The 12,981-nt window shown below is 59.6% G+C and carries 11 protein-coding genes; 3 read left to right on the top strand and 8 right to left on the bottom strand.

All coding sequences use genetic code 11. The annotated features are described in order from the left end of the window. Position 1: 1 nt before the first annotated feature. The 8 genes from AC3WMT_RS00650 to AC3WMT_RS00615 all read right to left on the bottom strand — a co-directional run bounded on the left by AC3WMT_RS00650 (position 2) and on the right by AC3WMT_RS00615 (position 10,296). Complete coding sequence (locus tag AC3WMT_RS00650; protein WP_103302019.1) at positions 2-1,015, bottom strand: iron ABC transporter substrate-binding protein; 1,014 nt, start codon at positions 1,013-1,015, stop codon at positions 2-4. A gap of 260 nt (positions 1,016-1,275) precedes the next feature. Continuing rightward, a complete protein-coding gene (gene arnT / locus AC3WMT_RS00645; protein WP_103302018.1) occupies positions 1,276-2,997 on the bottom strand; it encodes a lipid IV(A) 4-amino-4-deoxy-L-arabinosyltransferase in 1,722 nt (573 codons plus the stop codon). 57 nt (positions 2,998-3,054) lie between these two features. Continuing rightward, positions 3,055-3,732 carry a lipopolysaccharide core heptose(II)-phosphate phosphatase PmrG gene (gene pmrG, locus AC3WMT_RS00640; protein ID WP_371919299.1) on the bottom strand — a complete coding sequence of 226 codons (678 nt, stop codon included), beginning with the start codon at positions 3,730-3,732 and terminating at the stop codon, positions 3,055-3,057. Between the two features lie 260 nt (positions 3,733-3,992). Continuing rightward, the gene (locus AC3WMT_RS00635) at positions 3,993-4,544 is read right to left on the bottom strand and encodes a PqiC family protein (protein WP_103302017.1); all 552 of its coding nucleotides are present in this window, start codon (positions 4,542-4,544) and stop codon (positions 3,993-3,995) included. Positions 4,545-4,561: 17 nt separating this feature from the next. After that, the gene (locus tag AC3WMT_RS00630; protein ID WP_103302016.1) at positions 4,562-6,217 is read right to left on the bottom strand and encodes a PqiB family protein; all 1,656 of its coding nucleotides are present in this window, start codon (positions 6,215-6,217) and stop codon (positions 4,562-4,564) included. 176 nt (positions 6,218-6,393) lie between these two features. Then, positions 6,394-7,695 carry an NAD(P)/FAD-dependent oxidoreductase gene (locus AC3WMT_RS00625; RefSeq protein WP_103302015.1) on the bottom strand — a complete coding sequence of 434 codons (1,302 nt, stop codon included), beginning with the start codon at positions 7,693-7,695 and terminating at the stop codon, positions 6,394-6,396. Beyond that, the gene (locus AC3WMT_RS00620; protein WP_103302014.1) at positions 7,692-8,780 is read right to left on the bottom strand and encodes a polyamine ABC transporter substrate-binding protein; all 1,089 of its coding nucleotides are present in this window, start codon (positions 8,778-8,780) and stop codon (positions 7,692-7,694) included. Before AC3WMT_RS00620 ends, AC3WMT_RS00625 begins: the two co-directional genes overlap by 4 nt. Before the next feature lie 157 nt (positions 8,781-8,937). Next, positions 8,938-10,296, bottom strand: coding sequence for a glutamine synthetase family protein (locus AC3WMT_RS00615; protein WP_103302013.1), 1,359 nt, complete (start codon positions 10,294-10,296; stop codon positions 8,938-8,940). A gap of 162 nt (positions 10,297-10,458) precedes the next feature. Between AC3WMT_RS00615 and AC3WMT_RS00610 the strand changes: the two genes are divergently transcribed. The 3 genes from AC3WMT_RS00610 to AC3WMT_RS00600 all read left to right on the top strand — a co-directional run bounded on the left by AC3WMT_RS00610 (position 10,459) and on the right by AC3WMT_RS00600 (position 12,981). After that, on the top strand, positions 10,459-11,364 hold the full coding sequence (locus AC3WMT_RS00610) for a helix-turn-helix domain-containing protein (RefSeq protein ID WP_103302012.1): 906 nt from the start codon (positions 10,459-10,461) through the stop codon (positions 11,362-11,364). A 145-nt stretch (positions 11,365-11,509) separates the two neighbouring features. Continuing rightward, a complete protein-coding gene (locus tag AC3WMT_RS00605; RefSeq protein ID WP_103302011.1) occupies positions 11,510-12,019 on the top strand; it encodes a sigma-70 family RNA polymerase sigma factor in 510 nt (169 codons plus the stop codon). After that, the gene (locus AC3WMT_RS00600) at positions 12,019-12,981 is read left to right on the top strand and encodes a FecR domain-containing protein (RefSeq protein WP_103302010.1); all 963 of its coding nucleotides are present in this window, start codon (positions 12,019-12,021) and stop codon (positions 12,979-12,981) included. Before AC3WMT_RS00605 ends, AC3WMT_RS00600 begins: the two co-directional genes overlap by 1 nt.

The following is a 12,981-nucleotide window of genomic DNA, read 5'->3' as shown; positions in this document are numbered from 1 at the left end:
CTTACAGCAGTCCGGCCTGGGTCATCAGCTCGACGGCTTTCTGGCTGTCGAGTTTCGACGCATCGACTTTTGGCGCATCGAGATCCTTCAGCGGCGTCAGTTTCGGGTTGGACGGCGCGTCTTTGCCGACCGCGTATTCAAAGGAATTACCGCTGTGAAGAATCTCCTGGCCCTGTTTGCCAGTGATGTACTTGAGGAACTGCTGAGCTTCATCCTGGTGTTTGCTGGAGGCCAGCACACCAGCGCCGGAGATGCTCACGAAAGCACCCGGGTCCTGATGTTTGAAGTAGTGGAGTTGGGTGTTCTTGCTGTTTTCGCCGGTCTTGGACTGATCGACAAAACTGTAATAGTGGTAGATCACGCCGCTGTCGATCTGCCCGGCATTCACCGCTTTGAGCACAGCGCTGTTACCACGGTAGACAGTGGCGTTGGTCTTCATGCCTTTGAGCCAGTCGAGTGTGGCCGCTTCACCTTTCTGTTCCAGCACGGCGGCGACGATCGCCTGGAAGTCCGCGCCGGCCGGGGATGCAGCCCAGCGACCCTTCCAGTCAGGTTTGGCCAGATCGAGCAGGGATTTTGGCAGGTCTTTTTCCACCAGTTTGCTCGGGTTGTAGACAAATACGGTGGAGCGCGCGGCGATACCGATCCACTGACCGTGGGCCGGACGATAGGCCGAATCCACTTGTTCCAGCGTCGCCGGCGCTACCGGGGCAAACAGTTTGGCGTTGTCCACCAGCACCATCGCCGGGGAGTTCTCGGTCAAAAACACATCCGCCGGAGAAGCCGAACCTTCCTGCACCAGCTGATTGCCCATCTCGGTGTCATCGCCATTGCGAATCGTCACCGGAATCCCGGTTTCTTCGGTAAACCCGGCCACCCAGGCCTTGGTCAGGCTTTCGTGCTGTGCGTTGTAGACCACCAGGCCAATGCTGTCGGCAGCAAACGCCTGACCTGCGCCGAGCAGGGCGGTGGCCAGCAAAGCGCGTTTCAGATAGGCCGGAAACTGTGAATTCATGACGAGAACGCTCCTGATTTTTTAGACGTTATGGGCAGGCATTCGCGGGCAGGTTTCAATGCGAATGATTTGCATATATTGGGCCGCCGGCAATGTAGAGAAGCAAATGAGAAAAAAACGTCAAAGAAACCGTTAATACATGTCATTGCCATTCAGATTAGCAGCGACTTGCAGACGCACGATTGCCGTGCGTCATTCAGCGTCATTCAAGGCAGGAGGCAATAGAGGCTGCCAGGCGCCGGGGCGCCTGGTCTTTGAGGTCATGGCCGGGTTTTGCCGAAGAGGTAGATGTGCAGGTTGCCGCGCTGGAAGTGCTGGCCATCGATTGGCAACAACTCGATTTCCTGAGCCTCCTGAACACTGTTGACGCGCATCACCACGCCCACCGGGCCTCTTTTGCGCGCCTCGGTCATCCACTGACTGACATCATCCAGACCGACCTTGCGCGAAGCCATGGCCGGATCGTCGAGTCCGTATTTCAACTCGCCGACGGTGTTGAACAGGTCAACCTCCGGGCGCCTCAAACGCCACGATAGCGCCGACGCGGCCCCCAGGTCGTTGCTCAGCAGTGAAGTGGTTTCGCTCAATGCCTGTTGATGCTCGGCAATAAACTGATCCGGCATCTTGCTGTCGACAATCTGCGCCGGCATCGCCGCTGGCAGCAGCGCAATCAGCAGACCGATGCCCAACGCCGGCATCGCCCACAGCGTAAGCGGCCGCATGATTTGCAGGGCGTTGGCGATGATCCAGCCGATAAGCACGATAAACACCAGCGACAGGCTGAACATCTCGGTGTTTTCATAAATCTCTCTGGTGGCCTGCAAGTAGATCAGGGCAATCAGCGCGACACTGGCCAGCACGGTGTTGACCACGCCGTTCAGACGCAGCACTCGCGCGTCGCCGTGGTCCAGCCAGTTCACCACGGTGTGGCCCATCAACAAGGCCAATGGCATCAGGCACGGCATGATGTAAGTCGGCAACTTGCCGCTGCTCAGGCTGAAGAACGCGAGCGGCAGCAAGAACCATAGGGCGAGGAAGGCGATTTTCGGCTCGGCCTTTTCGCGCCAGGTGCGGATCAGCGTCGACGGCAACAACAGCGCCCATGGCAACGTGGCAGCAAACAGCAGCGGCAGGTAGAACCACCATGGCCGCGCGTGCTGGGCGTCATCGCCCGCAGCGAAACGGCGGATGTGTTCATGCCAGAAGAAGAATCGCCAGAAGTCCGGTTCCCGGTAATGCACAGCCAACGCCCACGGCACGCTGACAACGGCGGCCACCAGCACCGCCACCGGGCCGAAGCGCAGCAGTTCGCCAAAACGGCGTTGCCAGATCATGTAGGGCAGGGCGACCAACACCGGCAGAAGCAGCGCAAGGAACCCTTTAGTCATCAGGCCCATGCCGCACGCTGCGCCCAACAGTGCCCAACTGCTGATCCGCGCCGTCGTGGTGCGACTGTCGATGGCAAACCAGACCGCCACCAGACTCAGGTTGACCCACAAGGTGAACTGCGGATCGAGGTTGGCATAACCCGCCTGACCGGCGATCAGACCAAAACTCATGAACAGCAGCGCGCACGCCGCGCTAAGACGCGGACTGTTCCACAGTCGCTGAGCCAGCAGATAGGTCAGCCAGACACTCGCACCTGTGCTCAGCGCCGAGGCGATCCTGACGCCAAACAGGTTGTCACCAAAAATCGCCTGACCGATGGCGATCATCCAGTAACCGGCGATGGGTTTTTCGAAGTAGCGAATGCCCATGAAATGCGGCGCGACCCAGTTACCGCTCAGGAGCATTTCCTGGCTGATCTGGCCGTAACGGGTTTCGTCGGGGATCCATAAGCCGTGGGTCATCAGCGGCAACAGGTAAAACAACACAAAAGCGAGGATCAGACCGGGAATCGCCCAGCGCTCAAATGTTCGTGCTGTTGGCGTCTGCGGTAAATGCCGGACGGCGTGGCGCAACGGTTTGTTATCAGACGTCATCACTGGACCTTGGCGCGGATATAAGTATCGGGTGCGAAACGTTGAATTGAATGGGCGTTAGTTCTGTGCATCAGCAATGTTCAGGGTTTTCCAGAACGGCACATTAATAATGCCCAGTACGTTTAGTTGTTTATGGCTGTCAATACGAACCAGCAATACACTGCCGTATTCAGCGGCAATCGCGTGGGGGAAGCCGGTTTGCTTTTCAAAGTCGCTGATGCAACCGCTGTGGGTCACCAACACCAGATTCTGCCCGGCTGTTTTGTGGGCGATCACTTCATCGCGCAGCACAGGGCCGCAGGTGGCCAGCCAGTCTTGCGTGCTGGCGTCCTGACCGAACATGTACTGCGCGGTTTGTGCGGTTCGGGTCAACGGACTGCTCAGCACTTGAGCCTGCTGCATGCCCAATTGCTGAAAGCCCTGACCAACGGCGACCGCCGCCACGCTACCGACCTGGGTGATCCCGTCGGCCGGCCCCAGGCAAGTGTTGCCGGAGCGATCACAACGTTCGGTATGGCGCACCAGTGCGACCACTTCGCCGGCTTGCCAGGCCTGCATCCATTCGGCAGTGACGCGGCGGCTTGCATGATCCAGATCGTTCGGTGAGCGTGGCCAGAACACGAAACCGCTGACCAGAATGGCCACGAACACTACGCAAACCAGTGCGAGCAACAGGCGCAAACGCAGGGTTTGCGGCGACCTGAATAACGTTTTCAGTTGAAATAACGGCGCCACAATCCTGCCCCTTTGAATGTTCGGTATTTCATTCAGCGCAACGTAAGGCTCAGGCTGCGAGCGACTTTACGACGACTGAGTTGAATGCAGGCTGAACACTACGTTCGGGGGCGTGGCGGGGCAGTGAAGAACATGTGAAAAAATTGCCGGAAGTTACCGGGCACAACTAAAGCAGACATTTGATAAATAAACTCAAATGCAGTTTTGTTTGCGCCCGGGTTTAACCAACATCGAGTATCGAGGTAAAGCGGCGTGACTGATCAAGGACCTGGCGGACATCCTCGCGAGTTGCCAGCCGCCTGACTGATCAACGCAGCGAGACGTTTGACGTTGTTCTGCTGAGCCGTCACCAAGTCATCGATGCTCGGTCCGGACGGGGTCTGTAACGTCGAGCGGCATGTCACCAGACTGCTGTCAGTCTCACCGAGTGGACGCAGGCGCCATTTTGCTTCGATCAAACCATACTGGCCGGGAATCGAGTCGAAACGCTGCACCTCGATACGCACCGAGACGTTGCCGCGCCCGCTGCTGTTGCTCAGTTGATCGCTCAACGCACCGCGCAACTCATCGGCAAGTGTCGCGCCCCACCAATCTGTTTCCAGAATCGCCAGGCCGCTGTTGCCTTGACGGATGACGATTTGTGCACGGTCGACCTGCGGCGGCACACTGAGGCTTTCGATCGGGATCTGTGTGCCGCTGCCCTTATTGCTCAGTTGCACCGGCGTCAGCGTATGAAAGCTGATCGGGTCGCTGCGGCAGGCGCCCAGTAGCATGAACGCAGCGAGCAGGGTGATCTTCAGCGGTACAGCCATCGGTTTGACTCCTGTGCTCAATTGCGTGGCGGTCCTTTCAGATCCAGTGGCGCCGCGTTGTCCGGACGCCCGCGAATCAGCGATTCCGGATGACGACCGAGGTAATCCGACAACTCACGCAACGAGCGCGACATGCGCCCGAGTTCGTCGAGGGTCTCGGTGAGTTTTTCGCGTTGCGGCGAATCTTCGGCAAGGGTCGAGCTGGCGGACTGCAGGGTCTTGCTGACATCGGCGAGCGTGCTCTGCACCCCCGGCAAGGTCTTGGCGTTGAACTGGGTCAGGCCTTTGCGCAGTTCGACCAGATTGCTGTCGAGGTTGTTGGCGATGCGATCGACCGGCACTTTGTTGAGCTTGTCGACCACGGCTTCGAGTTTTTCCTGCAACTGTTCGAGGCTGCCCGGCACGGTCGGAATCACCACCGGGCGCAAGGTCGGATCGAAGGCAACTTTTTCGGCTTTCGGGAAGAAATCCAGCGCTATGTACAACTGGCCGGTCAGCAAATTACCGCTGCGGGCCTGGGCGCGCAGGCCGTTGTCGATAAAGGTGCCGATCAGGCGAATGCCGGCGGCTTCGTCGTTGGGGTCGTGCTTGAACGCCGTGAGCATTTTGCCGTAGGCCATACCGAGGCGTTGCGGGTAGATAACGATGCCGACGTTCAGCGGGAAGCTGCGTTTTTTCGCGTCGAAATCCAGATTGATCGCCACCACCCGACCGATTTCCATGCCGAGGAATTCCACCGGTGCATCGACCTTGAGTCCGCGCAGGGACTGGTCGAAACGCAGGCTCAGGTATTGCGCCTTGCCGTTGGGCGGGGCGAGGGCGGTTTGCTGATCGGCGAACAGTTCGAAGTCTTTGTCATCGGCCGCCACCACGTCGTTGGGGCTGTAGTCCGGGGCGCGGAAAGCGATGCCGCCGACCAGCATGGACGACAGCGATTCGGTTTTGACCTGGAAGCCGTTGGCACCGACGCTGACGTCAATACCGCTGGCGTTCCAGAAACGGGTGTTTTCGGTGACAAAGGCGTCGTTGGGCGAATGGATGAACACTTCGATGTTCACGCCTTTGCCGCCTTCATCGAGGGCATAGGTGACAACCTGACCGACCGGAATCTTGCGGTAGTAAACCGGCGAACCGATGTCCAGCGAGCCGAGGTCCTGGGTGTGCAGCATGAAACGCTTGCCCGGCTCGCCGTAGGTGATCGGCGGCGGATTCTCCAGGCCCTTGAATTGTTTGGCGCGGTTGTTGGCCTGGCCAATGTCGGCGCCGATATAGTCGCCGGAGAGCAGGGTATCGATGCCCGATACACCACCGGCGCCAATGCGTGGGCGCACGACCCAGTACTGGGAGTCTTCGCGGGTGAAGCTTTCGGCCTGTTTGGCCAGTTTGATGGTGGCGTTGACGCTCTTCTGGTCATCGCTCAATTCGACATCGGTGACTTGCCCGACCACCACGTTGCGGTATTTGACTTCGGTCTTGTTGGCCACCAGACCGCTGCCGGTCTTGAAGTTGACGATGATGGTCGGCCCTTCCTGCATCAGGTTGTGCACCACCAGCGAAAGGCCCACCAGCACCGCCACGATCGGCACGATCCACACCAGCGATATGCCGAAGCGACGGGTCTTGATGGGGGCCTGGCCTGGTGCTAGCGGCTCGTCGGTGGCTGACGACTTCATCCGTGTCCTCCTTCAATGATTGGGCACTGAGCGTCAGGAACGCAAAAGCACTTCATCAATATAGAAGTGCTTGGCGATAGAGCAAATGTGTATAGCTCGCCAGGTAAGAAAACAGAATTGATCGTTGCCACGCAGAGCGGGGGAACGATCAGATCGCGACAGCGCTGTTTGTTCTGCTAGCCGAGCATTTCGCGCAGGCGATACCAGAACATGCCCAGTGCCAGCAGGGGCGAACGCAGCGCCGGGCCGCCGGGGAAGGTCATGTGCGGCACGCCGCTGAACACGTCCATGCCCTGACTGTGGCCGGCATGGATCGCCTCGCCAAGTAACTTGGCACACCAGTGGGTGACGTTCAGGCCATGGCCGGAATAGCCTTGGGCGTAGAACACGTTCGGGTGCTGCTTGAGACGCCCGACCTGCGGGAAACGGTTGGCGGTAATGCCGATCTTGCCGCCCCACTGGTAATCGATGCGCACGTCTGCCAGTTGCGGGAAGACCTTGAGCATCTTCGGCCGCATATAGGCAGCGATGTCTGCCGGATCATGCCCGGAATAATGGCAGGCACCGCCGAACAGCAAGCGCCGGTCGGCCGAGAGCCGGTAATAATCGAGGCCGACTTTCTGATCGCAAACCGCGAGATTCTGCGGAACCAGCTGCGCGGCGCGTTCTTCGGACAACGGCTCGGTGGCGATGATGTAACTGCCGGCCGGCAGCACCTTGCCAGTGAGTTGTTGTTCGAGTTCGTCCAGATGCGCGTTGCAACCGAGGACCAGGCTGCCGGCACGTACGGTGGCGGTGGCGCAGCGCACCTGTACGGTCGTGCCGTGAATGATTTCCAGCACCGGACTCTGCTCGAAGATGCGCACACCCAGTGAGGCCGCCAGCCGCGCTTCGCCTTGCACCAGATCCAGCGGGTGCAGATGCCCCGAGCCCATGTCCAGCAGGCCGCCGGCATAAATCCCGGAGTCCACCACCTGCTGGCGGACTTGCTCGGGGCCGATCATGCGGGTTTCGTGGGCATAACCGAGTTCGGCGAGATCGACCAGTTCATCCTTGAAAGCGTCGAACTGCGCAGTGGTGTTGGCCAGGTCACAGAAGCCCCAGCGCAGGTCGCATTCAATGGCGTTGGCCTCGATGCGCTGGCGCACCAGTTCTACCGAGTCGATCCCGGCGCGCTGCAAATAGCGCACGCCTTCTTGCCCGACATACTTGGCGAAGCCTTCGACTTCATGGCCGATGCCGCGAATCAACTGTCCGCCATTGCGACCGCTGGCGCCCCAACCTATCCGGCGCGCCTCGATCAAAATCACCGACAGCCCGCGCTGCGCCAGTTCAATGGCCGTGTTGACCCCGGTGAACCCGCCGCCGATCACACACACATCTGCGCTCAGATCACCGTCGATGACCGGGTAAGGCGTGGACGCCCGAGCCGAGGCTGCGTAGTAGGAGCGGGCGTGTTCTGTTGTGTACTGATTCATTTGTTGGACTTCACTTTGCTCCAGGACCGAGTCATCAGACGCATGATCGCCTGGGGCGGGGTAGAGGAGATGTAGAGTTTGTCGAGCACGGCCTGGGAGGGATAAACCTCAGGGTTATTGACCAGGCCCTGATCCATGTACTGCTTGGCGGCCGGGTTCGGGTTGGCGTAACCGACCGACGCGCTGACCTTGGCGATCACTTGTGGATCGAGCAGGTAATTGATGAAGGTGTGCGCTTCCTTTTCGTTGCTGGCGTCGGCGGGAATGGCCAGCAGGTCGAACCACAGGTTGGCGCCTTCTTTGGGAATGGCGTAAGCGATGTTCACGCCGTTCTTGGCTTCCTTGGCGCGGTTGGCGGCCTGGAACACGTCGCCGGAATAGCCGAAGGCCAGGCAAATATCGCCGTTGGCCAGGTCCGACACGTATTTCGAGGAGTGGAAATACGTGATGTACGGACGAATGCTCAGCAGTTTGGCTTCGGCCTTTTTAAAGTCTTCCGGGTTCTCACTGCGCGGGTCCATGCCCATGTAGTTGAGGATGGCCGGGAACACTTCGTCCGCCGAGTCCATCATCGACACGCCGCACTGCGACAGTTTCTTGATGTTTTCCGGCTCGAACAGCACGGCCCAGGAATCGATGTGATCGATGCCCAGCACTTGCTTGACCTTGTCGACGTTATAGCCGATGCCGTTGGTGCCCCACAGGTACGGCACCGAATGCTGGTTGCCCGGATCGTTTTTCTCCAGCAGCTCAAGCAGTTTCGGGTCGAGGTTTTTCCAGTTCGGCAGCTGCGCACGATCCAGTTTGAGGAACGCGCCGGCCTTTACCTGACGGGCGAGGAAGTGGTTGGACGGCACGACCACGTCATAACCGGTACGCCCGGCGAGCAGCTTGCCTTCGAGGGTCTCGTTGGAGTCGAAAACGTCGTAGATCACCTTGATCCCGGTTTTGCTCTGGAAGTCGGCGAGGGTGGTTTCGCCGATGTAGTCGGTCCAGTTGTAGACGCTGACCTGAGGCTGGGCGTGGGCTACGGCGCTGAATAGAACACTTAGCGCGACCGGGAGTACGGATTTCAACAGACGCATTTCGACACCTCTTTGAATTATTGGATTTCTCAGGCGTTTCACTATTCCTGTGGGAGCGGGCTTGCCCGCGATGAGGCCGGCAGCCTCCACATCATTTTTGAATGTGCCGCCGCCATCGCGGGCAAGACCGCTCCCACAAGGATTGTGCAGATTTTATTTAGACGCTCAGCATCAGGAACTCGCGCTCCCACGAGCTGATCACGCGTTTGAAGTTTTCGTGCTCGGCACGCTTCACCGCGACGTAGCCGCGAACAAACTTGTCGCCGAGGTACTGCGCGACGGTCTCGCACTCTTCCATCTGCGTCAGCGCTTCTTCGATGGTGATCGGCAGGCGCAGGTTGCGGCGCTCGTAAGCGCGGCCTTGTACCGCAGCGCTCGGTTCGATGCCTTCGACCATGCCGATGTAACCGCAGAGCAGACTCGCGGCAATCGCCAGGTACGGGTTGGCATCGGCGCCCGGCAAACGGTTTTCCACGCGCATGGCTTCGGGGCTTGAGGTCGGCACACGCAAACCGACGGTGCGGTTTTCTTCGCCCCATTCGACGTTGACCGGCGCCGAAGTGTCCGGCAGGAAGCGGCGGAACGAGTTGACGTTCGGCGCGAACATCGGCAGCACCTTCGGGATGTACTTCTGCAAACCGCCGATGTAGTGCAGGAACAGTTCGCTCATTTGCCCGTCGGCGTTGGCGAAGATCGGCTTGCCCGTGGCGATGTCCACCACGCTCTGGTGGATGTGCATGGCGCTGCCCGGCTCGTCGCCAATCGGCTTGGCCATGAACGTCGCCGCGACGTTGTGCTTGAGCGCAGCCTCGCGCATGGTGCGTTTGAACACGGTGATCTGGTCGGCCAGATCCAGCGCGTCGCCGTGACGGAAGTTGATTTCCATCTGCGCCGGGCCGTCTTCGTGGATCAGCGTGTCGAGGTCCAGGCCTTGCAGCTCGCACCAGTCGTAGACGTCTTCGAACAGCGGATCAAATTCGTTGGCGGCGTCGATGGAGAACGACTGCCGACCACTTTCGGCACGGCCCGAACGGCCCAGCGGTGCCTTGAGCGGCAAGTCCGGGTCTTCGCAGCGTTGGGTCAGGTAGAACTCCATTTCCGGCGCGACAATCGGCTTCCAGCCTTTGTCGGTGTACAGCTGCAAGACTTTCTTCAGCACGTTGCGCGGCGACAGTTCGATCGGGTTGCCGAACTTGTCGAAGGTGTCGTGGATGACGATGGCGGTTGGCTCGATCGCCCATGGAATCACGTACACGGCGTCGGCCACTGGCTTGCAGACCATGTCGATGTCGGCAGGATCGAGCAGGTCGTAGTAGATGTCGTCGTCGACAAAATCCCCGGTTACCGTTTGCAGCAGCACACTTTCCGGCAGGCGCATGCCTCGCTCATGCAGGAACTTGTTGGTCGGTGCGATCTTGCCGCGGGCGATGCCGGTCAGGTCGCTGACCACACATTCAACTTCGGTAATCTTGTGATCTTTCAGCCAAGTGAGCAGCTGATCGAAAGGGGCATTCATAAAGACCTCGTTATTGGTTTTATAGACGCCGGGGAGGGCGGGTTTCATCTTCCGCCCCTTCCCCTGTGGCGCGTTGACGACTATCTTGGGCGCGCCTTGCAGTTCCATCTATCCACTTTAAGCAGCACCAAAGCGCACCAAAAGAGTGCGCAAGGTCACCCCATGACAACGTGCAATCCGTTACAGGTTCAAGCATTCAGCACCGCTGATGTCTCCGAGCAAATCCGCGCCACACCGGGTTGGGTCCAGCATTACCAGCAGATGTCGCCGGGGCATTTCGCCGGGCAAATCAGGTATCTGGACCTGCAAGGTGTCGAGGTTTATGAAGAGCAGATGAACACCCGGGTCGAGCAGAATTTCAGCGCGCCATCGGGTGCCCTCGCGTTCTGTTTCGATCGCAGCGACAACGCGCTGTATCTGCTCAATGAAGACAGCCGCAACATCTGGATCACCCCGGAGAACTACCAGGAAATTGCCGTGGTATTCGGCCCCGAATTTGTCCGTCAGCACGGTCTGGATGTGGCGAAACTCGAAGGCTTGTTCATGACGCCGCTCGATGGCGGGCAGAACGCCCTGTTCAGTCGCTGGTTAAGCTCGACTCTCACGAAGTTGACGCAATCTATTGATATGCCTAGCAAAGATGCATTGACGAAACAGCTACTGGACGACTGTCTGTTCATCCTCGATAACGCCCGGGTCAACCTCGACCGAGGCGGCTTGCAGCGCCGCACCGAAGAGCGAACGATCATGAAGCGCGTCGGCGATTGGGCCGCCGACTCGCCCGAAGAAACCCTCAATCTGCTTGAGCTTTCAAACGTGGCGGGCGTCTCGCTGCGTCAATTGCAGCAAGCCTTCAAGGATTACACCGGGATGACGCCAAGCCACTGGTTGCGCTTGCGCCGGTTGAACAGTGCCCATCGCGAACTGCTCAGCCGCCGGCCAACGGAAACCACGGTGGCCGAAGTGGCAATGAATTGGTCGTTCTGGCACCTGGGGCGGTTTTCCAGCAGTTATCGGGCGCTGTTCAACGAGTTGCCGAGCGAGACGCTTAAACGCCTGCACAGATAGTCCGCTTGGAGCATCAAGGGGAGGGCGCGGTCAATTGGATTGACCGCGGCAGTCTCGCCTGCGCGTGAGAAAGACCTTTGTATCGCGAATGAACTTAATTAGAATCAGTCTCATTTGAATTCTTCTTCGCGCAGGGTCTCTTGACATGATTGAAGCCGCCGCACCCTCGGAGCAGAGCCTGCAGCAACTGTATCGCGACCATCGAGGCTGGCTGGAAACCTGGTTGCGCCGCCGGATGGGCAACGCCTGGGATGCGGCGGATCTGAGTCAGGACACCTTCTTGCGCGTGCTGTGCAGCGCTCAGCCGATTGCCGACATGCGCGAACCCCGGGCGTATTTGCTGACGGTGGGCAAGCGTCTGCTGAGCAATTTCTACACCCGCCGCAGCCTGGAAAAAGCCTACCTCGAAGCCCTCGCGCAGTTGCCGGAGGACAGCGTGCCTTCGCCGGAGCACCGCTGGTTGCTGCTGGAAACCCTGCAGGCGCTGGATGAATTGCTCGATGGCTTGCCACGCCCGGTGCGCCGGGCGTTTTTGTGGAGCCAGCTCGAAGGCCTCGGTTATCGCGAGATCGCCGAGCGTTTGCAGGTGTCTGAACGCACGGTCAAGCGTTACATGGCGCAAGCCTATGAGCATTGCTTGCTGGTGGATTTCTGATGCGTGTCGCACCCAGCGCCGAAGCGCGGGAAGTGGCCCGCGCCGCCGCGCAATGGTTGGCCTTGCTGGAATCCGGCGAGGCCACGGAGGACGATCAGGCGCGCCTGCAACACTGGCGCAGCAGCGATGGCCGGCATGAACACGCCTGGCAGAAGATTCAACTGTTGCGCCAACGCTTTTCCGATTTGCCCTCGGCATTGGCCATGGCGACGCTGGACCGTCCGGATCCCGCACGTCGGGCGGCGCTGAAACGCGCGCTCGGCCTGGCGGCGCTGGTGCCCACAGCGTGGCTGATCAGTCGGCAATTGCCGCTGGACGTCTGGCGCGCCGATTTACACACCAGCACCGGCGAACACAAAAGGCTGGCGCTGGCCGATGGCAGTTCGTTGCAGCTGAACACGGCAAGTGCGGTGAATGTGGATCTTGCTGCGCGTCAGTTGACGCTGGTACGCGGCGAAATGGCGCTCAACGTTCCCGGCAGCTCACCACTGATGATCAATGCGCCGTACGGCCGGATCAGCGTCAGTCGCAGCGAAGTCTGCGTGCGTCTCAATGAGCGCGACTGCAACGTTTCGGTGGTCCGCGGCGTGGTGCAATTGCAACCGCTGCACGGGCCGGCGCTGACCTTGCAGCAAGGACAGCAAGTCACTCTGCAAGCCTCCGGCGCCGGGCCTGTTACGCCATTCGACGCGTTGATGCCGGGCTGGCGCGAAGGCGTGTTGATGGCGCAGAACCAGCCGCTGGGGGATTTCCTGCGCGAGTTGAGTCGCTACCGTTCCGGTTTGTTGCGCTGGGATCCGGCGCTGGAAAACCTGCGCATCACCGGCAGTTTCCGTCTCGACAACACCGATCAAGTGTTGTCGTTGCTGGCCGCGAGTTTGCCGGTCGAGATTCATACACGTACGCGATTCTGGGTGTCGCTCGTTCCTCGAAACATTCCCCCCGCAGAAAAAACTGGCTGA

The organism is Pseudomonas sp. FW305-7, from assembly GCF_058786735.1.
Note: the sequence above shows the minus strand (reverse complement) of the source record. Positions and strands in the feature narration are given on the sequence as shown.

Bases quoted from the DNA above. Each gene is read 5' to 3' on its own strand.
- AC3WMT_RS00650 (WP_103302019.1), bottom strand. From the start codon at position 1,015: ATGAATTCACAGTTTCCGGCCTATCTGAAACGCGCTTTGCTGGCCACC.
- arnT (WP_103302018.1), bottom strand. From the start codon at position 2,997: ATGACGTCTGATAACAAACCGTTGCGCCACGCCGTCCGGCATTTACCG.
- AC3WMT_RS00635 (WP_103302017.1), bottom strand. From the start codon at position 4,544: ATGGCTGTACCGCTGAAGATCACCCTGCTCGCTGCGTTCATGCTACTG.
- AC3WMT_RS00630 (WP_103302016.1), bottom strand. From the start codon at position 6,217: ATGAAGTCGTCAGCCACCGACGAGCCGCTAGCACCAGGCCAGGCCCCC.
- AC3WMT_RS00625 (WP_103302015.1), bottom strand. From the start codon at position 7,695: ATGAATCAGTACACAACAGAACACGCCCGCTCCTACTACGCAGCCTCG.
- AC3WMT_RS00620 (WP_103302014.1), bottom strand. From the start codon at position 8,780: ATGCGTCTGTTGAAATCCGTACTCCCGGTCGCGCTAAGTGTTCTATTC.
- AC3WMT_RS00615 (WP_103302013.1), bottom strand. From the start codon at position 10,296: ATGAATGCCCCTTTCGATCAGCTGCTCACTTGGCTGAAAGATCACAAG.
- AC3WMT_RS00610 (WP_103302012.1), top strand. From the start codon at position 10,459: ATGACAACGTGCAATCCGTTACAGGTTCAAGCATTCAGCACCGCTGAT.
- AC3WMT_RS00605 (WP_103302011.1), top strand. From the start codon at position 11,510: ATGATTGAAGCCGCCGCACCCTCGGAGCAGAGCCTGCAGCAACTGTAT.
- AC3WMT_RS00600 (WP_103302010.1), top strand. From the start codon at position 12,019: ATGCGTGTCGCACCCAGCGCCGAAGCGCGGGAAGTGGCCCGCGCCGCC.